The organism is Escherichia sp. MOD1-EC5990, from assembly GCF_002965285.1.
Taxonomy (GTDB): domain Bacteria; phylum Pseudomonadota; class Gammaproteobacteria; order Enterobacterales; family Enterobacteriaceae; genus Escherichia; species Escherichia coli_F.
In genome coordinates, this window is sequence record NZ_PTRV01000025.1 from 27,207 (window position 1) to 52,308 (window position 25,102).

At 52.2% G+C, this 25,102-nt stretch carries 26 protein-coding genes; 10 read left to right on the forward strand and 16 right to left on the reverse strand.

Annotation, left to right across the window (positions count from 1 at the left end; genetic code table 11):
• Positions 1-85: 85 nt before the first annotated feature.
• The 7 genes from ugpB to livK form a co-directional block, all read right to left on the reverse strand.
• Positions 86-1,402 (reverse strand): sn-glycerol-3-phosphate ABC transporter substrate-binding protein UgpB, encoded by a 1,317-nt coding sequence (gene ugpB / locus BEB42_RS21710; RefSeq protein ID WP_000803191.1) that lies wholly within the window; start codon positions 1,400-1,402, stop codon positions 86-88.
• A 232-nt stretch (positions 1,403-1,634) separates the two neighbouring features.
• Positions 1,635-2,381, reverse strand: a complete 747-nt coding sequence (locus tag BEB42_RS21715; protein ID WP_000558846.1) for a hypothetical protein — start codon at positions 2,379-2,381, stop codon at positions 1,635-1,637.
• Between the two features lie 118 nt (positions 2,382-2,499).
• Positions 2,500-3,213, reverse strand: a complete 714-nt coding sequence (gene livF, locus BEB42_RS21720; protein WP_000416895.1) for a high-affinity branched-chain amino acid ABC transporter ATP-binding protein LivF — start codon at positions 3,211-3,213, stop codon at positions 2,500-2,502.
• A 1-nt stretch (position 3,214) separates the two neighbouring features.
• Entirely contained in the window at positions 3,215-3,982 is a 768-nt protein-coding gene (gene livG, locus BEB42_RS21725; protein WP_000082101.1) for a high-affinity branched-chain amino acid ABC transporter ATP-binding protein LivG, read from the reverse strand.
• Positions 3,979-5,256, reverse strand: a complete 1,278-nt coding sequence (livM, locus tag BEB42_RS21730; RefSeq protein WP_000803807.1) for a branched chain amino acid ABC transporter permease LivM — start codon at positions 5,254-5,256, stop codon at positions 3,979-3,981. The genes livG and livM overlap by 4 nt, the downstream gene beginning before the upstream one ends.
• Positions 5,253-6,179: a high-affinity branched-chain amino acid ABC transporter permease LivH gene (livH, locus tag BEB42_RS21735; RefSeq protein WP_001295097.1), complete on the reverse strand. Its 927-nt coding sequence runs from the start codon at positions 6,177-6,179 to the stop codon at positions 5,253-5,255. Before livH ends, livM begins: the two co-directional genes overlap by 4 nt.
• 47 nt (positions 6,180-6,226) lie before the next feature.
• Positions 6,227-7,336 carry a high-affinity branched-chain amino acid ABC transporter substrate-binding protein LivK gene (gene livK, locus BEB42_RS21740; RefSeq protein ID WP_001353622.1) on the reverse strand — a complete coding sequence of 370 codons (1,110 nt, stop codon included), beginning with the start codon at positions 7,334-7,336 and terminating at the stop codon, positions 6,227-6,229.
• Positions 7,337-7,759: 423 nt separating this feature from the next.
• On the opposite strand from livK, the gene panM reads away from it, so the two are divergent.
• Positions 7,760-8,143 (forward strand): aspartate 1-decarboxylase autocleavage activator PanM, encoded by a 384-nt coding sequence (gene panM / locus BEB42_RS21745; protein ID WP_000778767.1) that lies wholly within the window; start codon positions 7,760-7,762, stop codon positions 8,141-8,143.
• A 200-nt stretch (positions 8,144-8,343) separates the two neighbouring features.
• Here the strand turns inward: panM and livJ are convergent, their stop codons facing one another.
• From livJ to ftsY, 5 genes are all read right to left on the reverse strand, one after another.
• The gene (gene livJ / locus BEB42_RS21750) at positions 8,344-9,447 is read right to left on the reverse strand and encodes a branched chain amino acid ABC transporter substrate-binding protein LivJ (RefSeq protein WP_001021996.1); all 1,104 of its coding nucleotides are present in this window, start codon (positions 9,445-9,447) and stop codon (positions 8,344-8,346) included.
• Positions 9,448-9,718: 271 nt separating this feature from the next.
• Positions 9,719-10,573: an RNA polymerase sigma factor RpoH gene (rpoH, locus tag BEB42_RS21760; RefSeq protein WP_000130217.1), complete on the reverse strand. Its 855-nt coding sequence runs from the start codon at positions 10,571-10,573 to the stop codon at positions 9,719-9,721.
• A gap of 244 nt (positions 10,574-10,817) precedes the next feature.
• On the reverse strand, positions 10,818-11,876 hold the full coding sequence (gene ftsX, locus BEB42_RS21765) for a permease-like cell division protein FtsX (protein WP_001042003.1): 1,059 nt from the start codon (positions 11,874-11,876) through the stop codon (positions 10,818-10,820).
• A complete protein-coding gene (gene ftsE / locus BEB42_RS21770; RefSeq protein WP_000617723.1) occupies positions 11,869-12,537 on the reverse strand; it encodes a cell division ATP-binding protein FtsE in 669 nt (222 codons plus the stop codon). The genes ftsX and ftsE overlap by 8 nt, the downstream gene beginning before the upstream one ends.
• 2 nt (positions 12,538-12,539) lie before the next feature.
• Positions 12,540-14,078 carry a signal recognition particle-docking protein FtsY gene (gene ftsY / locus BEB42_RS21775; RefSeq protein ID WP_001040622.1) on the reverse strand — a complete coding sequence of 513 codons (1,539 nt, stop codon included), beginning with the start codon at positions 14,076-14,078 and terminating at the stop codon, positions 12,540-12,542.
• Between the two features lie 149 nt (positions 14,079-14,227).
• On the opposite strand from ftsY, the gene rsmD reads away from it, so the two are divergent.
• Both rsmD and BEB42_RS21785 read left to right on the forward strand, forming a co-directional pair.
• Positions 14,228-14,824, forward strand: a complete 597-nt coding sequence (gene rsmD, locus BEB42_RS21780; protein ID WP_000743195.1) for a 16S rRNA (guanine(966)-N(2))-methyltransferase — start codon at positions 14,228-14,230, stop codon at positions 14,822-14,824.
• Positions 14,814-15,083, forward strand: a complete 270-nt coding sequence (locus BEB42_RS21785; protein WP_001353621.1) for a DUF1145 family protein — start codon at positions 14,814-14,816, stop codon at positions 15,081-15,083. Before rsmD ends, BEB42_RS21785 begins: the two co-directional genes overlap by 11 nt.
• Before the next feature lie 2 nt (positions 15,084-15,085).
• Here BEB42_RS21785 and BEB42_RS21790 read toward each other — a convergent pair whose 3' ends face one another.
• Positions 15,086-15,445, reverse strand: coding sequence for a DUF2500 domain-containing protein (locus BEB42_RS21790; protein WP_000042870.1), 360 nt, complete (start codon positions 15,443-15,445; stop codon positions 15,086-15,088).
• A 140-nt stretch (positions 15,446-15,585) separates the two neighbouring features.
• Between BEB42_RS21790 and BEB42_RS21795 the strand changes: the two genes are divergently transcribed.
• Together BEB42_RS21795 and zntA are read left to right on the forward strand one after the other, a co-directional pair.
• Positions 15,586-16,212, forward strand: coding sequence for a lysoplasmalogenase (locus BEB42_RS21795; protein ID WP_000964718.1), 627 nt, complete (start codon positions 15,586-15,588; stop codon positions 16,210-16,212).
• A 73-nt stretch (positions 16,213-16,285) separates the two neighbouring features.
• Positions 16,286-18,484: a Zn(II)/Cd(II)/Pb(II) translocating P-type ATPase ZntA gene (zntA, locus tag BEB42_RS21800; protein ID WP_000106609.1), complete on the forward strand. Its 2,199-nt coding sequence runs from the start codon at positions 16,286-16,288 to the stop codon at positions 18,482-18,484.
• Between the two features lie 32 nt (positions 18,485-18,516).
• Here zntA and BEB42_RS21805 read toward each other — a convergent pair whose 3' ends face one another.
• Both BEB42_RS21805 and tusA read right to left on the reverse strand, forming a co-directional pair.
• Positions 18,517-18,825, reverse strand: a complete 309-nt coding sequence (locus BEB42_RS21805; protein WP_000385061.1) for a hypothetical protein — start codon at positions 18,823-18,825, stop codon at positions 18,517-18,519.
• Between the two features lie 214 nt (positions 18,826-19,039).
• A complete protein-coding gene (gene tusA, locus BEB42_RS21810; protein WP_000130623.1) occupies positions 19,040-19,285 on the reverse strand; it encodes a sulfurtransferase TusA in 246 nt (81 codons plus the stop codon).
• 219 nt (positions 19,286-19,504) lie between these two features.
• Between tusA and BEB42_RS21815 the strand changes: the two genes are divergently transcribed.
• Both BEB42_RS21815 and dcrB read left to right on the forward strand, forming a co-directional pair.
• The gene (locus BEB42_RS21815) at positions 19,505-20,170 is read left to right on the forward strand and encodes a 7-cyano-7-deazaguanine/7-aminomethyl-7-deazaguanine transporter (RefSeq protein WP_001100467.1); all 666 of its coding nucleotides are present in this window, start codon (positions 19,505-19,507) and stop codon (positions 20,168-20,170) included.
• A gap of 72 nt (positions 20,171-20,242) precedes the next feature.
• Positions 20,243-20,800, forward strand: coding sequence for a phage sensitivity protein DcrB (gene dcrB, locus BEB42_RS21820; protein ID WP_001245295.1), 558 nt, complete (start codon positions 20,243-20,245; stop codon positions 20,798-20,800).
• A gap of 3 nt (positions 20,801-20,803) precedes the next feature.
• Here the strand turns inward: dcrB and BEB42_RS21825 are convergent, their stop codons facing one another.
• Positions 20,804-22,054, reverse strand: coding sequence for an MFS transporter (locus tag BEB42_RS21825; protein WP_001322923.1), 1,251 nt, complete (start codon positions 22,052-22,054; stop codon positions 20,804-20,806).
• A gap of 98 nt (positions 22,055-22,152) precedes the next feature.
• Here BEB42_RS21825 and BEB42_RS21830 point away from each other — a divergent pair, with 98 nt between their 5' ends.
• From BEB42_RS21830 to BEB42_RS21840, 3 genes are all read left to right on the forward strand, one after another.
• On the forward strand, positions 22,153-23,202 hold the full coding sequence (locus tag BEB42_RS21830; RefSeq protein ID WP_001353619.1) for an AI-2E family transporter: 1,050 nt from the start codon (positions 22,153-22,155) through the stop codon (positions 23,200-23,202).
• A 391-nt stretch (positions 23,203-23,593) separates the two neighbouring features.
• A complete protein-coding gene (locus BEB42_RS21835) occupies positions 23,594-23,971 on the forward strand; it encodes a hypothetical protein (RefSeq protein ID WP_001353618.1) in 378 nt (125 codons plus the stop codon).
• A 68-nt stretch (positions 23,972-24,039) separates the two neighbouring features.
• On the forward strand, positions 24,040-25,098 hold the full coding sequence (locus BEB42_RS21840; protein ID WP_000273198.1) for a methyltransferase: 1,059 nt from the start codon (positions 24,040-24,042) through the stop codon (positions 25,096-25,098).
• Positions 25,099-25,102: the final 4 nt, after the last annotated feature.

A 25,102-nucleotide genomic window follows, 5' to 3' on the forward strand; every position in this document is an offset into this window, starting at 1 on the left:
CTGAACTGTGCCGGATGCGCTTCGCTTATCCGGCCTACACGCGATGCCAGGTCAGATAAGCGAAACGCATCCGACATTTCACTGGTTAAGACTTCGTAGACTGCTCAAAGCGGCGCAGTAACTGGTTCCCACGCTCAACGGCGGTATCCAGCGCCTGCTGTGGTGTCTTCTTACCGGTCCACACGCTCTCCAGCTCTTCATCCACAATCACGCGGATCTGCGGCATGTTGCCCAGACGCAGCCCTTTGGTGAACGGTAACGGCGGCTTGTTCAGCATCTGACGCGTCGCGGTATCCGCCCCGGGGTTTTTCTCGTAAAAGCCCTGCTCACGGGTCAGGTCATACGCCGCTTTGGTGATTGGCAGATAACCGGTTTTCTGATGCCACTCGGCAGCGTTTTCTGGCTTCGCGAGGAAGTCGAGGAACTTCGCCACGCCGGTGTAAGTTTCTTTATCTTTGCCCTGCATCACCCACAGGCTGGCCCCGCCGATAATGGCGTTTTGTGGCGCATCTTTCGCATCGGCGTCGTAAGGCATCATACCTACGCCGTAGTTGAATTTGGCATACTCGCGAATGTTGGCAAGAGAACCGGAAGAAGCGGTCGTCATCGCGCAATCACCGTTATAGAACTTCTCGGTGGATTCATCCTTACGCCCGACGTAACTGAAATCGCCCTTCTTGTTCATCTCTTCGAGCATGGCGATGTGTTTCACCTGCTCCGGCTTGTTGAACTCAAGCACCGCGTCCGTGCCGTCAAAGCCGTTGTTTTTGCTGGCAAACGGCAGACCGTTCCAGGCGCTAAAGTTTTCCAGTTGGATCCAGCCCTGCCAGCCGCTTGCGTAGCCGCACTTCATGCCGGAGGCTTTCAGTTTCGCGGCATAGTCTGCCAGATCCTGCCAGGTTTTCGGCGGCTGTTCCGGGTCTAATCCCGCTTTCTTGAAAGCATCTTTGTTGTAATAGAGAACGGGAGTCGAGCTGTTGAACGGCTGGGAGAGTAAGTGACCGGTTTTGCTGTCGGAGTAGTAGCCTGAAACCGTCGGCACAAACTGCGACTCATCGAATTGAATCCCCGCTTCTTTAAACACGTCATACACCGGTTTAATGGCTTTCGACGCCATCATGGTGGCGGTGCCAACTTCATAAACCTGCAAAATAGCCGGCGCGTTGCCGGTACGAAATGCGGCAATCCCCGCGCTTAAATTCTGTTCGTAGTTGCCTTTATAGGTCGGTACAATTTTGTAATCCGGGTTTTCGGCGTTAAAACGTTGGGCCAGAGAATCCACCTCTTTACCCAATTCCCCTTCCATAGAATGCCAGAACGGAATGGTCGTCACTGCCTGTGCATTCCCCATTAACGCCAGTCCGAGCGCCAGTGCTGAAGCTGTATAATGTAACGGTTTCATCGTTTATCTCTCTTGTTGTACCGAATGCGCGAATTCACGCGTTTTATGCTCGCGGGGTAACATGACATGCTCGAATTACATAAAAATAACTTTTTTGTTACATTTGTAAGATAGTAAGGTGTCAGAAAGATGACAAGGCGGTGACGGTACGGGTGAGGGAAAATGGGAGATGGGGCACGGATAATGCTACGTTGGGAAAAATTAATGCGCCAGAGACTATCTGGCGCAGCACTTATCGAACAATACTCTGCTTCAGCCGGTCATTGGCGGTCTTAATCCATTCCCGGTGGTGTTTTCTATAATGTGGTCTTGAGCGTTTAGCCGTATCAACCACAGCAACATATTGCTCGTTGGCTTCACGTAGTCGACTCATTTTCGCCAGCATTTCCGCATAGAAAATACGTGCCTGCGGGCCGGGGTAATAAGAAATCAATACTTCAAACTCGCTTTCCGCGTCAGCGTATTTCTCCTGGGCGGCTAAGGTTCTGGCGAATAACAAGTGTCCGTCTGCCGACTGAAAATCGGGGTTATAACGCATCACATCTTCCAGCGTCTGCTGACAGGCGGCGAACTCCTGAATGGCAAACTGCGCCTGCGCCAGGCTTAGCATCATTGCCGCTTCATGGACGAATATCCCGCTTAACGCCTGCTGATAATGGGGAACGGCTTCGTGGTAACGCTCCAGACGCGCCAGCTCGTTGGCAAGTTGATAGTGGTTTTGATTGGTCTCGGCAATCGCCAGCTCTTCGGTTAATTTGCGCAGGTGACGTTCCGGATTGATTTTGTCCTGCAGGCGCATCAGAAAGGTACGCCCGTGACGGTCAGCGCCCGTTTCTGGCAGCATCACCATGACAAAATACGCCACGCAGCCAATCACCGGAAAACAGAAGATGATAAAAATCCAATACCGCTCTTGTCCAGTACGGTAAGCGTGAATACAGCAAAGCAGTTCAAGCATGACGACAACGGCATAATGCATGGGAGGGAACCTTTCCGTGGCAAATAAGTGGTCTGGTTTTAATCCTCCCGGTCTGTTGAAACAAGTCTGTATACGGACGAAGAGCCCGGCAGAACGTGGCTGCCGGGTATTCGATAATTTACCCGCCTAAATATGCACTTCTCACTGCTTCATTCGCCAGCAGCGCGTCGCCGGTATCGGAGAGCACTACATGACCGTTTTCCAGCACGTAGCCGCGATCCGCCAGCTTTAGCGCCTGGTTGGCGTTCTGCTCGACGAGGAAGATGGTCATCCCCTGCTCGCGCAGTTGTTCGATGGTGTCGAAAATTTGCTGGATGATAATCGGTGCCAGCCCGAGCGATGGCTCATCAAGCAGTAGCAAACGCGGGTTACTCATCAAAGCGCGACCAATCGCTAGCATCTGCTGTTCACCGCCAGACATAGTGCCCGCTCGCTGAACACGGCGCTCATGCAGACGCGGAAACAGTTCATACACCCACTTTATGCGCTCCTGGAACTGGTCGCGTTCGGCAAAAAAGCCGCCCATCGCCAGGTTCTCTTCCACCGTCATGCGTGAGAAGACGCGACGTCCTTCCGGGACAATCGCTACCGCTTCGCGCATGATTTTCGCCGTCTGCCAGTCGGTAATGTCTTTATCATCAAACACAATTCGCCCGCTGGTGGCGCGTGGGTCGCCGCATAACGTGCCGAGCAAGGTGGTTTTCCCCGCCCCGTTCGCGCCAATCAGCGTGACAATTTCGCCCTGATTGATATGCAGGCTCACCTCATGCAGCGCCTGGATTTTGCCGTAGTGGGCGCTGACTTTGTCAAAGGACAACATGACTTTTTCCATCTTATGCCTCACCTAAATAGGCACGGATCACGTCCGGGTTATTACGGATCTGCTCCGGCGTACCGTTTGCCAGCGGCGTCCCCTGATTGACCACGTAAATTCTGTCTGAAATCCCCATCACCAGCTTCATATCGTGTTCAATCAACAAGATAGTGGTGTTGTGATGGTTACGCAGTTCGGCAATCAGCTCATCCAGCTCTTTGGTTTCTTTCGGGTTAAGACCTGCCGCTGGTTCGTCGAGCATTAAAATCTCCGGCTGCGTTACCATGCAGCGGGCGATCTCCAGACGGCGCTGGTCACCATAGGCCAGGTTGCTCGCCTGGCGGTTGGCGTGTTCCAGCAAACCAATGCGCTCAAGCCAGGTGGCGGCGCGGTCGAGCGCTTCACTTTGGGCGCGACGGAAGGATGGCGTTTTCAACAGGCCGGAGAACAGCCCGGTTTTCAGTTGCTGATGCTGCGCCACCAGCAAGTTTTCAATCACCGTCATTTCACGGAACAGACGCACATGCTGGAAGGTGCGCACCACGCCCATGCGGGCGATTTGCTGGCCGGGCAAACCTTCCAGATGCTGATCGCGCAGTAAAATAGTGCCACCGGTGGGTTTGTAGAAACCGGTCAGGCAGTTAAAAACCGTGGTTTTTCCGGCACCGTTAGGGCCGATTAACGAGACGATCTCCTGCGGGTACAGTTCAAGATTGACGTTATTCACCGCCAGCAGGCCGCCGAAGCGCATCATCAGGCCGTTAACGGATAATAATGGCTGACTCATGCCTGCTCTCCTTTCGCTGCGCCGTTTTTCAGCTTCAGTTGCGGGCGCGTCATGGGCAGCAAGCCCTGCGGACGCCAGATCATCATCAGCACCATCAAACCACCGAGCATTAACATGCTGTATTCGTTGAAATCACGCATCAACTCGCGCGACACCACCAGCAAAATTGCCGCCAGAATCACCGCAAATTGCGAACCCATACCACCGAGCACCACTATCGCCAGCACAAACGCCGATTCGGCAAAGGTGAAAGATTCCGGGCTGACAAATCCCTGACGCGCCGCGAACAGCGTTCCGGCAAAACCGGCAAACGCAGCGCTGATGGTAAAGGCAGTCAGCTTGATACGACGCGGGCTTAAGCCCAGCGAACGACAAGCGATTTCATCTTCACGCAACGCTTCCCAGGCGCGGCCCAGCGGCATCCGCAGTAAGCGATTAATGACAAACAGGCTTAACACCACCAACAGTAACGCCACCAGGTAGAGGAAGATGACGCGATCGGACGGGTCGTATTTCAGGCCAAAGAAATTGCTGAACGTATCCCAGCCGCCTTCGCGGGCGGTGCGACTGAACTCGAGTCCGAAGAGTGTCGGTTTCGGGATCTGACTGATTCCGTTCGGACCGCCGGTGATTTCCGTGTTATTGAGCAGCAATATGCGCACAATTTCGCCGAAACCGAGGGTAACGATCGCCAGATAGTCGCCACGTAAACGCAACACCGGGAAGCCGAGCAGGAAGCCCGCCGCCGCCGCCATCAACCCGGCAATCGGCAAACAGGTCCAGAAGCCAAGACCGTAATAGTGATTGAGCAGCGCAAAGGTGTAAGCGCCGATGGCGTAAAAACCACCGTAACCCAGTACCAGTAAGCCAGACAGCCCCACCACCACGTTCAGCCCGAGGCCGAGGATAATGTAGATCATGGTCAGGGTGGCGATATCCACCGTCCCGCGCGACACCATAAACGGCCACGCCACCGCAAGCACCAACAGTGCGACGAGGAACAGCTTTTGCTTCACCGTGGAGCCATCAATCGCGGGCAGAATAAACTTCGGCCCGGAAACGCTTTTCAATCCTTTCTGAAACGCAGGTCGCACAAGCTGGAAGAAAAAGACCACCGCAGTGCCAATAAACACCCACTGCCAACGGATGTCTGAAGCCGTATCGACCACCAGTTTGGTGCCGTCCAGCTCCAGTTGCACACCCATAAAGACGCCCGCGAGAACAAAGAACATGGCGGCAGAGAGCAGCGCCATTGCAATATGCATCGGTTTCATACTTTCTCTACCTCCGGGCGACCCAGAATACCGGTCGGCATCACCAGCAACACCAGAATCAGCAGGGCAAATGAAACCACATCCTTATATTCCGTACTCAGATAGGCAGAAGAGAGCGCCTCCGCAATCCCCAGGATCAAGCCGCCAATCATCGCTCCCGGAATACTGCCAATCCCACCGAGTACCGCAGCAGTAAAGGCTTTCATCCCGGCCATAAAGCCGATGTAGGGATTAATTACGCCGTAGAACTGGCCGAGCAACACGCCGGCCACCGCCGCCATCGCCGCGCCAATCACAAAGGTCAGCGCAATCACCCGGTCAGTGTTGATGCCAAGCAGGCTCGCCATTTTCAGGTCTTCCGCGCAGGCACGACAGGCGCGCCCCATGCGGGAATAGCGGATGAAAATTGTCAGCGCCAACATGGCGAGGAAGGTAACAATCCAGATCACCGCCTGCATGGTGGTAATAGAGGCAGAGAAGTTTTCACTATGGCCCACAACCCACTGACCGTTAAACAGGCTGGGTAGCGCCACGTCGCGCGAACCTTCGGTCAGGCTGACGTAGTTTTGCAGGAAGATGGACATGCCGATTGCCGAGATGAGCGCAATCAGGCGCTTAGAGTTACGCACCGGGCGGTAAGCCACACGTTCGATACTCCAGCCATAGGCGCTGGCAATGACGATTGCGCCGACGAATCCCGCCGCCACCAGCAGCCAGCCGGTATCAATACCCAGCATCATCAGTGCGGCGATGATCATAAAGGAGACGTAGCTGCCGATCATATAAACCTCGCCGTGGGCGAAGTTGATCATGCCGATAATGCCGTAAACCATGGTGTAGCCGATGGCTATCAGCGCGTAGGTACTGCCCAGCGTGACGCCGTTAAACATCTGCTGCAAGAAATACAAAAACTGCTCAGACATAAGGTAACCTTTCTAAAACCGCCCGCATTTCACGGGCGGTGGGATGATCACTTGGCTGCCGTCGATGAACCGTCGGCGTGCCACTGGAAGACACCAAAATCAAATCCCTTAAGATCGCCTTTTTCATCCCAGTTCAGCGGCCCAATCACGGTGTTTGCACCGTTAGCTTTTAAATCTTTCACCAGCGCCAGCGGCTCATCGCTGCCGGTACGCTCAAGGGCAGTCGCCAGAGATTGCACCGCCGCGTAGGTGATCCAGACATATGGCCCGGACGGATCTTTCTTGTCTGCTTTCAGCGCATCAACGATGCCTTTGTTTGCCGGGTCCTGGTCATAGCGTTTTGGCATAGTGACCAACATACCTTCGGCGGCATCACCGGCAATGTTCGACAGCGACGCATTACCCACCCCTTCCGGCCCCATAAACTGAGTTTTCAGGCCAACGGAACGGGCCTGGCGCAGCATCTGCCCCATTTCCGGGTAGTAACCGCCGTAGTAAACGAAGTCGATGTTTTCTTTTTTCAGGCGTGCGATCAGCGCGGAGAAATCTTTCTCACCAGCGGTAATACCGTCGAAGAAGACGACGTTGGCATTGGCTGCTTTCAATCCGTCCTGCACCGAACGCGCCAGCCCTTCGCCATACTGTTGTTTGTCGTGAATGATGGCGATGCGCTGGGGCTTCACCGTCTCAAGAATGTATTTTGCCGCCGTAGGCCCCTGGGAAGAGTCCAGCCCGGCAGTCCGCATGATGTGTTGATAACCGCGTTGAGTCAGTTCCGGGTTGGTCGCCCCCGGCGAGATCATCAAAATACCTTCATCTTCGTAGATATCTGATGCAGGTTGGGTAGAAGAAGAACACAGATGACCAATAACGTATTTAATGCCGTCGTTAACGATTTTGTTGGCGACCGCAACGGCTTGCTTCGGGTCGCAGGCGTCGTCATATTCCACGCCCACCAGCTTATCGCCCTTAATTCCCCCTTTGGCATTAATGTCTTTAATCGCCTGACGCGCGCCGTTAAATTCCATATCGCCCCACTGGGCAATCGGACCGGACATCGCGCCGACAACGGCAACTTTAATATCGTCGGCCATAGCGGTGTGTGAAATTGTCAGTGCAATCATCCCTGCGATGATAGTTTTCGCATTCCGTTTCATAGTCAAAAATCCCCATTCGTGATGTTGTGTTGCTTTGTTTTTATGTGTTAACAAATCAGACTGTACTTTTTTTATACTGCACTGTTTTTGCCTGTCTGATTAAGGGTTTAGCGCAGTGTTTTGTGATAATAGCGATTAAAATCCCTATTTTTCAGTCGATTAAGAACAGATAATATTCTGAATTTATTGATAGATAAACAGAAAAAAGCGCCGTTGTCAGCATAAAATAACGGTACAAAGGGCGGAATAATTCACTACCATTCAGGGGATTATGCTGGACATTTTTCATTCTCTAATGTTTTTAATTTGTAATTATTGCTGTTAAAAAATTAATCACCTGCCAAAAGAAATAAAAAAGAGAAAGCCTCCGATTAAATTATTTCGCTACACTGGTTCCACTTTTGTGATTTACACGGGTTCCCCATGAAGCTGACCATCATTCGATTAGAACACTTTAGCGACCAGGACCGGATTGATCTGCAAAAGATCTGGCCGGAGTATTCATCTTCCTCTTTACAGGTTGACGATAACCACCGCATCTACGCCGCGCGTTTTAACGAGCGCCTGCTTGCTGCCGTGCGCGTAACCTTAAGCGGCACCGAGGGGGCACTGGATTCCCTGCGCGTGCGGGAAGTCACCCGACGTCGCGGTGTGGGGCAATATTTGCTGGAAGAGGTTTTGCGTAACAATCCCGGCGTTTCAGGCTGGTGGATGGCGGATGCAGGCGTGGAAGATCGCGGCGTGATGACGGCGTTTATGCAGGCGCTGGGGTTTACGGCACAACAGGGCGGCTGGGAGAAGCGTTAATCGTCAAGTTTGATTTCAAAAGTGATGACCAACGAGAAATTGCCTGATGCGCTACGCTTATCAGGCCTACAATGTGTGCTGCAATTTACTGATTTCTTTGGATCTTGTAGGCCGGATAAGGCGTTTACGCCGCATCCGGCATGAAGCATGCGTACTCGATATTAGCAATTTGGCGGCAACCCAAAGTTGCCGATTAATGATTACTTCGCATCGGTCGCCGTGCCGTTGGCGTGCCAGTCAAATACGCCGAACTCAAAGCCTTTCAGATCGCCTTTCTCATCCCAGGTCAGCGGCCCCATCACGGTATCCACGGAGTTCGCTTTCAGGTATTTGGCGATTTCAGCCGGATCGTCAGACTGATTCAGGCCCGCCTGCAAAGATTGCAGCGCGGCGTAGGTGGTCCAGACGAACGCGCCGCTTGGGTCCTGTTTTTTCGCTTTGATCGCGTCAACAATGGGTTTGTTCGCCGGAACCTGATCGTAGTTCTTCGGCTTGGTTACCAGCAGCCCTTCCGCTGATTCGCCCGCAATGTTAGACAGCGAGACGTTAGCCACGCCTTCCGGCCCCATAAACTGAGTTTTCAGCCCTGCCGCGCGTGCCTGACGCAGGATCTGCCCCATTTCCGGGTGATAACCGCCGTAGTAAACGAAGTCGATATTCTCTTTTTTCAGACGCGCCACCAGCGTTGAGAAATCTTTTTCCCCGGCGGTGATGCCATCAAAGAACACCACGTTAGCATTGCCTTTCTTCAGGCCGTCCTGCACCGCACGCGCCAGACCTTCGCCGTATTGCTGTTTATCATGAACGATAGCAATACGCTGCGGTTTCACTTTCTCAAGAATATATTTCGCCGCCGTCGGTCCCTGGTCGGAGTCCAGGCCGGTGGTGCGCAGGATCAGCTGATAGCCACGGGCGGTCAGCTCTGGTGCGGTTGCTGCTGGGGTGATCATTAAAATGCCTTCGTCTTCGTAGATGTCAGACGCTGGCTGCGTTGATGAAGAACAGAGGTGGCCAATGACATATTTAATGCCGTCGTTAACGACTTTGTTCGCCACCGCAACCGCCTGTTTCGGGTCACAGGCATCGTCATATTTTACGATTTGCAGTTTGTTGCCTTTGATACCGCCTTTAGCGTTAATATCCGCAACTGCCTGCTCTGCGCCAGTAAACTCCTGGTCGCCGTACTGGGCCACCGGACCGGACATTGCGCCCACAACCGCGACTTTAATATCTTCTGCCAGAGCCATATTGCTGAATGCCAGCGCGATACATCCTGCCAGTAACGCTTTACCCTTTATATTCATCCTGAGAATCCCCATTCATCTGGTTATTACGTGTGTTGTGATGTTGTTGTTCAGCACTTTATTTCGTTTTATGCATGACTACCCGTGCTTTAGCAGCATACTCTGCTAAAACATACCCGATTTTTATGATATTGGAATAGCTATTTTGACAGTTTATTAACAATCTGCGTGGGGATTGGCGTTTTGTCGGAGGGGGTAATTGATTATTGCAGAGGTCCAAAAAACAAAAACCCCGGACTCTCATCCAGGGTTCTCTGATTAATAGTGGAAATTACGCTTCAATAGCAGCGCGAAGTTTTTTCATCGCGTTCTTTTCCAGCTGGCGCACACGCTCAGCGGAAACACCGTAACGGTCAGCCAGTTCCTGCAACGTGGACTTGTTGTCTTCGTCCAACCAGCGTGCGCGGATAATGTCCTGGCTACGCTCATCCAGGCCCTGCATCGCGTCGGTCAGACGGTTTGCCGCCTGCTCTTCCCAGTTATCATCTTCAATGCCGTCGGCAAAGTTGGACGATTTATCCTGCAGATAAAGCACCGGAGCCATCGGCTGGCTGTCGGAATCGTCATCGGAAGACAGGTCAAAGGTCATGTCCTGTGCCGCCATACGCGATTCCATCTCACGTACGTCTTTGCTGGTTACGCCCAGTTCACGGGCCACCATTTCGACTTCATCCTGATTAAACCAGCCCAGACGCTGCTTGGTTTTACGCAGGTTGAAGAACAGTTTGCGCTGCGCTTTGGTGGTCGCAACTTTGACGATACGCCAGTTGCGCAGAACGTATTCGTGGATCTCTGCTTTGATCCAGTGAACGGCGAAGGAGACCAGGCGCACACCCACTTCCGGGTTAAAACGGCGCACTGCTTTCATCAGGCCGATGTTACCTTCCTGAATCAAATCCGCCTGTGGCAGGCCATAGCCCGCATAATTACGAGCAATATGAACAACAAACCGCAGGTGAGACAGGATCAGCGTTTTTGCTGCTTCCAGATCGCCATGGTAATGCAGCTTTTCAGCCAGCGCCCGCTCCTCGTCAGCCGACAACATCGGCCACGCGTTAGCTGCCCGGATGTAGGAATCCAGGTTGCCAACTGGGGCTAAAGCTAAACTTTGCATTTTGTCAGTCATTCAAATCCTCTCAATCGATATCTTCTGGCGCTTCAGTGGTAGCAACAACTGTGCCAGAGCTTAAGAGCAACGAGGTTATCATTCACTGTTTTATCAGACCGTGATTTTATCCACAAGTTCAATGCAACGCTGTGAATAAATTACGCACAAAATGTGACATAGAGATGAAATACCGGGAAGAGACAACGGGGTCTCTTTCCCTGCTACGGAACCCATTGCAGGGAAAGAGTATAACACGCTTTTATTATTCAGGCGTAAAGTGGCGTAAATGTTGTACCGTGGCAAGCCAGGCTGCCACCCAGCCAATCATCGAACACACCAGCAGCAAAAGCAGACATTCATCGAAAGATAAGCCATTGATATCAAACTTCGTTCCGAAAACCTGTGCCACTTCCGCAACCGCCGAAGACAAACGCAGGACCAGAATTTCCGACAAAATTAATGACAGCAATGCGCCAGAAAATCCCAGCAATGCGCCACCGTACAGGAATGGGCGCAGGATGAAACCATCTGTCGCACCAATCAGTTTCTGTACGTTAATGGAGTCACGGCGAGCAAAGATGCTCAGACGCACACTGTTACCGATGACGAGGAACACTGCCGCCACCATCAATACGCCGATCATTGCCGAAACGCGCCCGACCAGCCCGGTCAACGCCGCCAGACGGGCAAACCAGCTGTCATCCATTCGCACTTCGTCAATGCCGTTGATCTGGGTGATACGATCGCGCAAGGTATTCAGTGACTCGGTCCCCTGAAAATCGAGTTTCGGGATCACCACCGCCACTGCCGGAAGCGGGTTTTCTTCCAGCATATCCAGCGCACCACCAAAACCAGACCAGTTACGGAACTCGCCCAGTGCGTCTTCACGAGAAAGATAATTCACTTTCTCTACACCTTGCTCGGCCTGCAACTGTGCCACCACGCCCGCAGCGGCGTCATCGTCCAGCGTTTTTTGCAGATAAACGGTGATTTGCGGTGACGGATAATACTGCGTCGCCGCCTGGTTAACGTTTTTGTACACCATATAACAGACGCTGGGCAGCGTCAGGGAGATGGCGATAACCATCACCGTTAAAAACGTGGCGAACGGTTTACTTTTCAGATCCTGCAATGCGCCGTGGAAGGCATAGCGCACCTGTTCGTTGAAAACGTTGGTTTTGCGATTTACCGGTTTTGGCGAGGATTTCGCCCGTTTTGGCGCGTTACGACCGCCGTCGCCAGAGCCGCCGACCGATTTACGGAAGCGATCCAGACGCCCGCCAAACTGCCGGATATGATTGATTGCATCGCGCTTATTCATGGCCCACGCCTCCATGCAAGTGACCATCGCTCAGGGTGAGCATGCGATAGGAACGCCGCGAAATCAGGTTGATGTCGTGCGTTGCCATCAATACGGTTACCCCAACGCGGTTAAATTCTTCAAACAGACGTAGAATTCCTTCTGACAACGCGTCGTCAAGGTTACCGGTCGGTTCATCCGCCAGCAGTACCGCGGGCTTGTTCACCACCGCGCGGGCAATGCCAACACGCTGTTGTTCACCGCCGGAAAGCTGAATAGGGAAGTTCTTCGCTTTGTCCAGTAGCCCGACTTTATCCAGCGCCGCCGATACACGACGACGAATATCGTCACCGCTGGCACCGGCGATAATCAGGGGTATCGCCACGTTATCGTAGACAGTACGGTCCATCAGTAGATGGTGATCCTGGAAAATCATGCCAATCTGGCGGCGCAGAAACGGAACTTCACGGTTTTTCAGACGCGTGATGTCATGGCCGCTAAACCAGATTTTCCCGGCGCTGGGCCGCTCAATCCCACAGATCAGCTTCAGGAGGGTACTTTTCCCTGCGCCGGAATGACCGGTCAGAAACGCCATCTCACCCGGCTGCATATGGAACGTAACGCCCTGCAGCGCCTGTCTCCCACCGAGATAAGCCTTGCTGACATGTTCAAAGCGAATCATTGTTAATCCTCTCGGGCAAAAAGTGCCTCTATAAAGTCGTCCGCTTTAAACGGACGCAAATCCTCAATACGTTCGCCGACACCAATGTAGCGGATAGGGATACCAAACTGGTCAGCCACCGAGAAAATTACCCCGCCTTTCGCCGTGCCGTCCAGTTTCGTTAGCGTGATGCCGGTTAAGCCAACGGCTTCGTGGAACAGTTTGGCCTGGCTTACTGCATTCTGCCCGGTACTGGCGTCGATAGTCAGCATAACTTCATGCGGAGCTTCAACGTCGAGTTTCTTCATCACGCGGACGATTTTCTTCAACTCTTCCATCAAGTGCGATTTGTTCTGCAGGCGTCCGGCGGTATCGGCAATCAAAACGTCGATGTTACGCGCTTTAGCGGCCTGAATGGCGTCGAAGATAACAGAAGCGGAATCCGCACCGGTATGCTGGGCAATCACCGGAATATTATTACGCTGACCCCAGACCTGAAGCTGTTCAACCGCTGCTGCACGGAAAGTATCGCCCGCCGCCAGCATCACTGATTTACCCTGCTGCTCAAACTGACGCGCCAGCTTACCAATCGTCGTGGTTTTACCCACACCGTTGACGCCCACCATCAGGATCACGAACGGCGTTTTACCTTCAACGTTCAGCGGTTCATCGACTTTCGCCAGAATCTCGCCCATCTCTTCTTTCAGCAGGCCATAGAGCGCCTCGGCATCACGTAGCTGCTTGCGGGTCGCACCTTCTGTCAGATTGGTGATAATTTTACGCGTGGTTTCCACGCCCACATCGGCGATGAGCAATTGCTCTTCCAATTCTTCAAACAGATCATCGTCGATTTTTTTACCGCGGAACAGGCTGATAAATCCGGAACCGAGGTTTTCTTTGGTTTTTAACAGGCTGCGTTTCAGGCGCGCGAAGAAACCTTCTTTGGTCGGTTTTTCCTGCTCCTGAGCGATTTCTTCCACCGGCTGCTCTTCTTCTGCCGGAGGAACCACCATCATCGCCTCTTCTGCCGCTTCGGCAGCCAGCGCCTGTGCTTCCAGCTCTTCGTCGGTGATTTCGTCTTTAGCCGCTTCTTCTTCCGCCGCTTCGACAATCTCTACGGTTTCCGCTTCGGCCTGCCACTCTTCTGGCGAAACCTCTTCGGCTTTGACGTCTTCCGGCAACGGCAGCTCTTCACGCTCGATAGCCACAGGCTCTGGCGTAACTTCAGGTTCAATGACTGACGCTGGCGTTTCTTCAACTATCGTTTCCGGCTCAGTAATAACTTCCGGTTCAGCAACAGCTTCAGGCTGCGCTTTTTCACTTTCAGCAACCTGTTCAGTGACTTCCACAACTTCGGCAGCAAAAGTTTCCGCCTCGGCATCAGTATACGCCTGCGGCTGCTCTTCAACGGCTTGTTCAGAAGCCTTCGCAGGCTCTTGCGCCGGAACGATTTCTTCTACAACCGGTTGTTCGTTCTGGACTTCTGTCTCTTTTTCCGGGGTCTGCTCTTTTTGACCAAAGCCCAGCCAGGAAAAAAAGCCACGTTTTTTTTCTTTCGCCATTTGCGACTACACTCCTCGCTGTTGCTTCATGGCACAGCGTTAACGCTATGTACATAGCAGCTAAAAAAATGATGAAATAGTCTATCACTTAACTTAATTCACATCACCGCCTGCAAGTATGTGTTATCTGGCGGATTGAGCAATTTATCATGAAAAAACCGAATCATTCCGGCAGCGGCCAAATCCGCATTATTGGCGGGCAGTGGCGAGGCCGTAAACTCCCGGTTCCTGATAGCCCAGGCCTGCGCCCCACCACCGACCGCGTACGCGAAACGTTGTTTAACTGGCTGGCTCCGGTCATTGTTGACGCCCAATGTCTGGATTGCTTCGCCGGGAGCGGCGCGCTGGGGCTGGAAGCGTTATCGCGCTACGCTGCGGGGGCCACGTTGATTGAGATGGATCGCGCGGTTTCTCAACAGTTAATTAAGAATCTGGCGACACTAAAAGCAGGCAATGCACGCGTGGTGAACAGCAACGCGATGTCATTCCTGGCGCAAAAAGGCACACCGCATAATATCGTGTTTGTCGATCCACCGTTCCGCCGTGGCTTGTTAGAAGAGACGATAAATTTACTGGAAGATAACGGCTGGCTGGCTGACGAAGCCCTGATTTATGTCGAAAGCGAAGTCGAAAACGGTCTGCCCACTGTTCCGGCGAACTGGTCATTACATCGGGAAAAAGTGGCAGGTCAGGTGGCTTACCGCCTGTATCAACGCGAAGCACAAGGAGAAAGTGATGTTGATTAATATTGGACGTTTGTTAATGCTCTGCGTTTGGGGATTTTTAATCCTCAACCTGGTGCATCCCTTCCCGCGTCCGCTGAATATTTTCGTTAACGTGGCGCTGATTTTTACCGTGCTGATGCATGGTATGCAGCTGGCGCTATTGAAATCCACTTTGCCGAAAGATGGCCCGCAGATGACCACCGCCGAAAAGGTGCGGATTTTCCTTTTCGGCGTGTTTGAATTGCTGGTCTGGCAGAAGAAATTTAACGTTAAAAAATAACCTTATTGTTTGCTGACAAAGCTGACAAAGCGCGTTCCTTTATAGCTCAGCGTACCTTTATCGCCCACTGTCAGGGCATGGTACTGCTGGGCGTCGAGGCGAAACGTCTGTTCCATTCCTCCGCTTTGCGGTTTGAAGCTCGCCTCATAGCGCATGCTGGTACCAGCCGGTGTCACTTCCTGCTGGCGCGAACGGCGATCGTTAATCGGTTTTTCCCGCTTATTGCTCACCACCACCAACTTTTGCTGGAGTGGCGCTATATCATTATCAGCTTTTTCCCGTCGCTGTTGCATAAAACGAAACGATGCGGCGACGATAATTAAGCCAATGATAACAATAAAGAAAAGAGGTGGTTTGCTCATCTTTATCCCTCATCGGAAAATGCGGAAATAAGCATACCCTGCCAGTTATGGTGTTGTCATCCGTCCACCCTCGCCACTAAACTGGAAGCAAGACCGTAGGCATTCCGCTTACGAAAAAATAACGAATTCAAGGAACTAAGATGCTTTGGTCGTTTATCGCTGTCTGTCTTTCCGCATGGCTATCTGTGGATGCATCGTATCGTGGGCCAACCTGGCAACGCTGGGTATTTAAACCATTAACCCTTCTTCTCCTGCTGTTGCTGGCCTGGCAAGCGCCGATGTTCGACGCCATTAGCTATCTGGTGCTGGCGGGACTGTGCGCCTCACTGCTGGGCGATGCGCTAACCCTGTTGCCACGTCAACGTCTGATGTACGCCATCGGCGCGTTTTTCCTCTCGCACCTGTTGTACACCATCTATTTCGCCAGCCAGATGACGCTCTCTTTCTTCTGGCCTTTGCCGCTGGTGTTGCTGGTGCTGGGTGCGCTGTTACTGGCGATTATCTGGACGCGTCTGGAAGAGTATCGTTGGCCTATCTGCACGTTTATCGGCATGACGCTGGTGATGGTGTGGCTGGCAGGTGAACTGTGGTTCTTCCGTCCGACCGCTCCGGCGCTCTCTGCGTTTGTCGGCGCTTCGTTGCTGTTTATAAGTAACTTTGTCTGGCTGGGTAGTCACTATCGCCGACGCTTCCGTGCGGACAACGCGATTGCTGCGGCCTGCTACTTTGCCGGACATTTCCTCATCGTCCGCTCGCTGTATCTCTGATAAAACTTGACTCTGGAGTCGACTCCAGAGTGTATCCTTCGGTTAATGAGAAAAAACTTAACCGGAGGATGCCATGTCGACTCCTGACAATCACGGCAAGAAAGCCCCTCAATTTTCTGCGTTCAAACCGCTAACCACGGTACAGAACGTCAACGACTGTTGCTGCGACGGCGCATGTTCCAGCACGCCAACGCTCTCTGAAAACGTCTCCGGCACCCGCTATAGCTGGAAAGTCAGCGGCATGGACTGCGCCGCCTGCGCGCGCAAGGTAGAAAATGCCGTGCGCCAGCTTGCAGGCGTGAATCAGGTGCAGGTGCTGTTCGCCACCGAAAAACTGGTGGTTGATGCCGACAATGACATCCGTGCACAAGTTGAATCTGCGGTGCAAAAAGCGGGCTATTCCCTGCGCGATGAACAGGCAGCCGTAGAACCGCAAGCATCACGCCTGAAAGAGAATCTGCCGCTGATTACGCTAATCGTGTTGATGGCAATCAGCTGGGGTCTGGAGCAGTTTAATCATCCGTTCGGTCAACTGGCGTTTATCGCGACCACGCTGGTTGGGCTGTACCCGATTGCTCGTCAGGCATTACGGCTGATCAAATCCGGCAGCTACTTCGCTATTGAAACCTTAATGAGCGTAGCCGCTATTGGTGCGCTGTTTATTGGCGCAACGGCTGAAGCTGCGATGGTGTTGCTGCTGTTTTTGATTGGTGAACGACTGGAAGGCTGGGCCGCCAGCCGCGCGCGTCAAGGGGTCAGCGCGTTAATGGCGCTGAAACCGGAAACCGCCACGCGCCTGCGTAATGGCAAGCGTGAAGAGGTAGCAATTAACAGCCTGCGTCCGGGCGATGTTATCGAAGTTGCGGCAGGTGGGCGTTTACCTGCCGACGGTAAACTGCTCTCGCCCTTTGCCAGTTTTGATGAAAGCGCCCTGACCGGCGAATCCATTCCGGTGGAGCGCGCGACGGGTGATAAAGTTCCTGCAGGCGCCACCAGCGTAGACCGTCTGGTAACGCTGGAAGTGCTGTCAGAACCGGGTGCCAGCGCCATTGACCGGATTCTGAAACTGATCGAAGAAGCCGAAGAGCGCCGCGCGCCCATTGAGCGGTTTATCGACCGTTTCAGCCGTATTTACACGCCAGCGATTATGGCCGTCGCCCTGCTGGTGACGCTGGTGCCACCGCTGCTGTTTGCCGCAAGCTGGCAGGAGTGGATTTATAAAGGGCTGACGCTGCTGCTGATTGGCTGCCCGTGTGCGCTGGTGATCTCAACACCTGCGGCGATCACCTCCGGGCTGGCGGCAGCAGCGCGTCATGGGGCGTTGATTAAAGGCGGTGCGGCGCTGGAACAACTAGGTCGTGTTACCCAGGTGGCGTTTGATAAAACCGGCACGCTGACCGTCGGTAAACCGCGCGTTACCGCGATTCATCCGGCAACGGGTATTAGTGAATCTGAACTGCTGACACTGGCAGCGGCGGTCGAGCAAGGCGCGACGCATCCACTGGCGCAAGCCATCGTACGCGAAGCACAGGTTGCTGAACTCGCCATTCCCGCCGCCGAATCACAGCGGGCGCTGGTCGGGTCTGGTATTGAAGCACTGATTAACGGTGAGCGCGTGTTGATATGCGCTGCCGGAAAACATCCGGCTGTTGCATTTGCTGGTTTAATTAACGAACTGGAAAGCGCCGGGCAAACGGTAGTACTGGTGGTGCGTAACGATGAAGTGCTGGGTGTCATTGCATTGCAGGATACCCTGCGCGCCGACGCCGCAACTGCCATCAGCGAACTGAGCGCCCTGGGCGTCAAAGGAGTGATCCTCACTGGCGATAATCCACGCGCAGCGGCGGCAATCGCCGGTGAACTGGGGCTGAAATTTAAAGCGGGCCTATTACCAGAAGATAAAGTCAAAGCGGTGACCGAGCTGAATCAACATGCGCCTCTGGCGATGGTCGGTGACGGTATTAACGACGCGCCCGCCATGAAAGCTGCCGCCATAGGGATTGCAATGGGCAGTGGCACAGATGTGGCGCTGGAAACCGCCGACGCTGCATTAACCCATAACCACCTGCGCGGCCTGGTGCAGATGATTGAACTGGCACGCGCCACTCACGCCAATATCCGCCAGAACATCACCATTGCGCTGGGGCTGAAAGGGATCTTCCTCGTCACAACGCTGTTAGGGATGACCGGACTATGGCTGGCGGTGCTGGCAGATACGGGTGCGACGGTGCTGGTGACAGCGAATGCGTTAAGATTGTTGCGCAGGAAGTAAAAGTGTTGCCTGATAGCCTCTGGCTATCAGGCTTAGTGCTGAGGCGGGAACGGCGGCATAGTCAGGAAAGCATAATAAAGCGCTAACATCAGAATGACGGAGATAACACAGCATGCAGCAACCAGGCGGGATGCTATGGATGGCCTTTTGAACATCAACCACAGGGCATAAGCAAGCCCGACACCGTTAAGTAAAGGTAAAAAAATCATTAGCCAGAGCCAACCCCAGGCAAGTACCCCCAGCCATCCCCCCACGACGATAAAAACAGGGATCAGCCAATTGGGGGTGAAGATCGCGAGCAATCCCAGCAATACCAGACAAACTGGAATTAAATAATCCATTTGTGCATTCCATTACGTTTGCGTGCCGGATGCGGCGTAAACGCCTTATCTGGCCTACACAGGGCATTGAACTCGTAGGCATGATAAGACGCGACAGCGTCGCATCAGGCATTGCGCACCGTATCGCCAGATGCAGCTTGAACGTTTTATCCGTCCTACAAACCGGTTGCAAGCCGCAAAATTGAGCGCGATCGGTCCGCTAGCCTGATCCACCTTACCCCGATTTACGAATCAAATAACGATAAGGCAGTCCATCCGTTTCTTTAGCAACCAGTTCGTGTTCCATAAAGGTACAAAACCCAGGAATATCGCGTGTCGTCGCCGGATCATCAGCAATAATCAGCAACGTTTCGCCAGGTTGCATATTGCGCACAGTTTTGCGCACCATCATCACGGGTTCCGGGCAGCGCAGGCCAAGTGCGTCGAGTGTGTGGTCAGGGCTGGAAAAGAGATCGGTCATTTTCTTCTCATCACATAAAAAACGGCGCTAGTTTACGCCCTGTGAGTCCGTAAGCAAACCAGGTTAACGATTGCGCGAAAATTAACCATTGCATTGTCAACGTAAAGCAGTATCATGCGGCGGCTCGAAAAAAGGGTCAGCACGTTATTATGTTAAGGTAACAGACGTGTCGTACGTATTGGGTTCCCTCACCCCAATGGTTAATCAAAAAGGTACAATATGAACGTTTTCTCGCAAACTCAACGCTATAAAGCGTTGTTCTGGTTATCGTTATTTCATCTGTTGGTGATCACCTCCAGTAACTATCTGGTTCAGCTTCCCGTATCCATTTTTGGTTTCCATACCACCTGGGGCGCGTTTAGCTTTCCGTTTATTTTCCTTGCTACCGACCTGACTGTGCGTATTTTTGGCGCACCGCTGGCCCGTCGTATCATCTTTGCGGTGATGATCCCGGCGTTACTGATCTCCTACGTCATCTCGTCGCTGTTCTATATGGGTTCCTGGCAGGGATTCGGCGCGCTCGCCCACTTCAACCTGTTTGTCGCCCGTATCGCCACCGCCAGTTTCATGGCCTACGCGCTGGGGCAAATCCTCGACGTGCACGTTTTTAACCGCCTGCGTCAGAGTCGTCGCTGGTGGCTGGCACCGACGGCTTCCACCCTGTTTGGTAACGTCAGCGACACGCTGGCCTTCTTCTTCATTGCCTTCTGGCGCAGCCCAGATGCCTTTATGGCTGAACACTGGATGGAAATCGCGCTGGTCGATTACTGTTTCAAAGTGTTAATCAGTATCGTTTTCTTCCTGCCAATGTATGGCGTATTACTCAATATGCTGTTGAAAAGACTGGCAGATAAATCCGAAATCAACGCTTTGCAGGCGAGTTAAAGGTTCGTTATCAGAGTTGTGATAAGATGGATGAATGAGCCGTTATGGCCGTTTATCGAAAGGAAGAAGTCAATGCGCAATCTGGTTAAATATGTCGGAATTGGCCTGCTGGTTATGGGGCTTGCGGCCTGTGATGATAAAGACACTAACGCTACGGCGCAGGGTTCGGTCGCGGAAAGTAACGCTACCGGGAATCCCGTCAACCTGCTTGATGGCAAGTTAAGTTTCTCGCTGCCAGCGGATATGACCGACCAGAGCGGTAAGCTGGGAACGCAGGCTAATAACATGCATGTCTGGTCCGACGCCACCGGGCAAAAAGCAGTCATCGTCATCATGGGCGATGATCCGAAAGAAGATCTGGCGGTGCTGGCGAAGCGCCTGGAAGATCAGCAACGTAGCCGCGATCCACAGCTGCAAGTAGTGACCAACAAAGCCATTGAGCTGAAAGGTCACAAAATGCAGCAGTTAGACAGCATTATCTCCGCGAAAGGCCAGACGGCGTACTCTTCCGTTATTCTGGGTAACGTGGGTAATCAACTGCTGACCATGCAAATTACGCTGCCAGCTGACGATCAGCAAAAAGCACAGACCACCGCAGAAAACATCATTAATACGCTGGTTATTCAGTAAGTTTTAAGATGATGAGATGGCCTCAGGTACTTCCACCGGAGGCCGTTTTTTTAATCGCCACGTCAGTAATAACGCGATTGCGACCAGTCCCGCCGCCGCCAGATAAATCACCGGGACGCCCGCCCAACTCATCACCAGCCCAGCCAGTGGTCCGGTCACGCCAAGCGATAAATCCATAAATACGGTGTAAGTTGCCAGCGCCGCCCCCTGATTCTGCTGCGGCACTGCTTTTACCGCCACTACGCCCAATGCCGGGAACACCAGCGAAAACCCCGCCCCCGCGAGTAAGACGCCGATTTTCGCCATCCACGGCATAGTCGCCACGCCAACCAGTAGCAGGCCGATTATCTCAACGCTAAAGCAAATCATCGCCACATTTAAGCCGCCGATACGATTTATGCCGTTAGGGAATAACAATCGCGTTCCAACAAATGCACAGCTAAACAGCGTCAGCGCAAAAGCCGCACCGTCCCAGCCTTTAGCGTCATAAAACAATGTGATAAAGGTGGCGATAACGCCAAATCCGGCAGAAGCCAACGCCAGCGCCATGCCGTATAACCAGACGCGCCCAAGCACCGCGCGAAACGGCAGTGGTTTGCCTTTACTGGCTTTTACCGTCGGACGCGGGATCGCTAACAAAATGGCCACCAGCGCCACACCCATAATGATTAACGCTAACGCCTGCAAGCCGCCCCAGTGATAAAACACGACACCTAACGGCGCACCCATCGCCATCGCCCCGTAAGTGACAATGCCGTTCCACGAAATCACCCGCCCGATATGCAGCGAACCAACCACGCCAACGCCCCACAGTGTCGACCCTGTTCCGGCAAAACTTTGCCCAATGCCGAGAATCACACGTCCCAGGCAAAGTAATAACAGGCTGATGACGGGCAGACTGGCGGTTAATCCTGCCGTCAGATACCCCAAACCGCTTAAAAAGCAGCCGCATAAACCGAAGACGACAATCTTTTTGGGTCCCAGCAAATCGGCGTAACGTCCGGCATGAGGGCGGCTCAGCAAGGTGGCGAAATATTGCAGGCTGATAACCAATCCTGCCCAGAAAGCGCTAAAGCCCATCACATCATGGACATAGCCCGGTAATACAGCGAGCGGCAACCCGATGGTGAGGTAGCTGGCGAAGTTAAACATGACAATGGAGACAATGCGCAAATTCAGGCGCAATCCGTTTAGCGCGGGTTCGGCTACGGGTTCGGGCATGAGGATCACCACATTTTTACAACAGTGTTTCATTTTTACCACGTGCTGACGTGAAAATCAGCAGTAAGAATCAGAATATTGCTGGCGTGACTCCCGCTACACTTAATACAAAAAGTCACAAGGAAGCCCCAATGGAAACCCCTCAACCCGATAAAACGGGCATGCACATTCTGCTTAAACTGGCCTCGCTGGTAGTAATCCTCGCGGGCATTCACGCAGCGGCAGATATCATTGTGCAACTGTTACTGGCGCTGTTTTTTGCCATCGTCCTCAACCCGCTCGTCACCTGGTTTATTCGTCGCGGAGTACAACGCCCCGTTGCAATTACGATTGTGGTGGTGGTGATGCTGATCGCACTTACCGCACTGGTCGGTGTACTGGCAGCTTCGTTTAACGAATTTATCTCTATGCTGCCGAAGTTTAATAAGGAGCTGACGCGCAAGCTTTTTAAATTGCAGGAGATGTTGCCTTTTCTTAATTTGCATATGTCGCCGGAGCGAATGCTGCAGCGGATGGACTCGGAAAAAGTGGTTACCTTCACCACGGCGCTAATGACCGGGCTTTCCGGGGCAATGGCGAGCGTGCTTTTGCTGGTGATGACCGTAGTTTTCATGCTGTTTGAAGTGCGCCACGTCCCTTACAAAATGCGTTTTGCGTTGAATAATCCACAGATTCACATCGCCGGACTACACCGCGCCTTAAAAGGTGTTTCGCACTATCTTGCATTGAAGACACTGCTAAGTTTATGGACAGGCATTATCGTCTGGCTGGGGCTGGAACTTATGGGTGTACAGTTTGCGCTGATGTGGGCGGTACTGGCGTTTTTGCTTAACTACGTCCCCAATATCGGCGCGGTAATTTCCGCCGTACCGCCAATGATTCAGGTGCTGCTGTTTAATGGCGTTTACGAATGTATTCTGGTCGGCGCATTGTTTTTAGTTGTCCATATGGTCATCGGCAATATTTTAGAACCGCGGATGATGGGCCATCGCCTGGGGATGTCCACCATGGTGGTATTTCTTTCATTGTTGATTTGGGGATGGCTGCTCGGCCCGGTTGGAATGCTACTTTCGGTACCATTAACCAGCGTGTGTAAAATCTGGATGGAAACCACCAAAGGCGGTAGCAAACTGGCGATCTTACTGGGGCCGGGCAGACCGAAAAGTCGGTTACCAGGTTAATAGCACCTCCTGAGCAGGCAATGGCCACCGTTTATCTAACAGTGGCCATTTGATTTGAGGAAATGAAGAAACATTATTCAGACAATTAATTTATAAAAACCATTCCTTAAGTCAAATATATATAAACGCCGAATAGCGATTAAATCCCTCTCAAAGAATGCACTGATAACAATCTGTTATTTTTATTGCCTCATTTTTCTCACTCACTTATAGTTGGTCCCCGCTGGCAGTAATTTAGTCATTTCAGAAATTTTTACTCTGATGTGCACTTACTGACTTATCTCACAAGTAATTTTTTCGCTAAATAAAGAATAGTGATGCCAGCAATTACAGTTAAATCTTGCTTTACTCGTAAAAACAATACTTTAATGGGATTCTAATGAGACATTACATGAAATGGTTTGCGGCTATTGCTGTTGTGGGTGCTTTAGCGGGTTGCGCGCGTACTGCGCCAATTGATCAGGTTCACTCAACCGTCAGTGCTGGTCATACCCCGGAACAAGTGAAAAAAGCGATTCTGAAAGCTGGCGTTGAACGCAAATGGATTATGTCCGAAGCCGGACAAGGCGTAATTAAAGCACGTCAACAGTCACGCGATCATTCAGCCGAAATTCGCATTAACTACACGGCATCCAGCTACGATATCAATTATGAAAATAGTCAGAACCTGCAAGCATCAGGCGGACAAATTCATAAAAACTATAATCGCTGGGTCCGCAATCTCGACAAAGATATTCAACTGAATTTGTCGGCTGGCGCAGATTTGTAATTTCCCCTAAAGTCGGGCCGCTTCGGTCCGATAATAATTTAATTCCCTCTTAACAGGTTGTGCCCAACATGTACGAACAGGATTCTCTTAGCGCACTGGATGCGATTACCGAAGCTCAACGCATTGCCTTTGCCCCCATGCTTTTTCAAACAGCTCTCTGCCTACGTAATGCGGGTGTACTTTCATATCTGGATCGGCAAGGCAAACATGGCGCAACGCTGGCTGATATCACCGAACATAGCCATATCAACGAATATGCGGCCAGCGTTCTGTTAGATATGGGCTTAAGCGGGCGAATTATTACCTGTAAAGAGGGAATGTATTACCTGGCGAAAATCGGTCATTACCTCCTGCATGACACTATGACTCGCGTGAATATGGATTTCACCCAGGATGTCTGCTATCAGGGGCTCTTCTTCCTCGCCGATTCACTCAATGAAGGAAAACCGTCCGGGTTAAAAGTATTTGGCGACTGGTCGACGATATATCCCGCACTTTCACAATTACCAGATGCCGCTCGTGAAAGCTGGTTTGCGTTTGATCATTACTATTCAGATGGCGCATTTAACGCCGCACTGCCTTATGTATTCGCCAACAACCCCACAACATTGTACGATGTAGGCGGCAATACGGGTAAGTGGGCTTTGCGTTGCTGCAAATACAATGAAAACATCGCCGTGACGTTATTAGATCTGCCACAACAAATCGTACTAGCGAAAGAAAATATCGCGAATGCAGGTTTTTCTGATCGCATAGATTTCCATGCGGTGGATATGCTAAGCGATGCCCCATTACCGGGCGAGGCTGATATCTGGTGGATGAGCCAATTTTTAGACTGTTTTTCACCCGAACAAATAATTAGCATACTCAGCAAAATCGCCAGCGTAATGAAGCCTGGCGCAAAAGTTTGCATCATGGAGTTGTTCTGGGATGCGCAGCGGTTTGAAGCAGCATCATTTAGCCTGAACGCGTCCTCACTTTATTTCACCTGCATGGCAAACGGTAACAGCCGTTTCTATAGTGCAGAGAAATTTTACGACTATCTGAATAAAGCAGGATTTCAGGTAGCAGAGCGCCACGATAATTTAGGCGTTGGGCATACTCTTTTGATATGCCAAAAGAAATAATCGT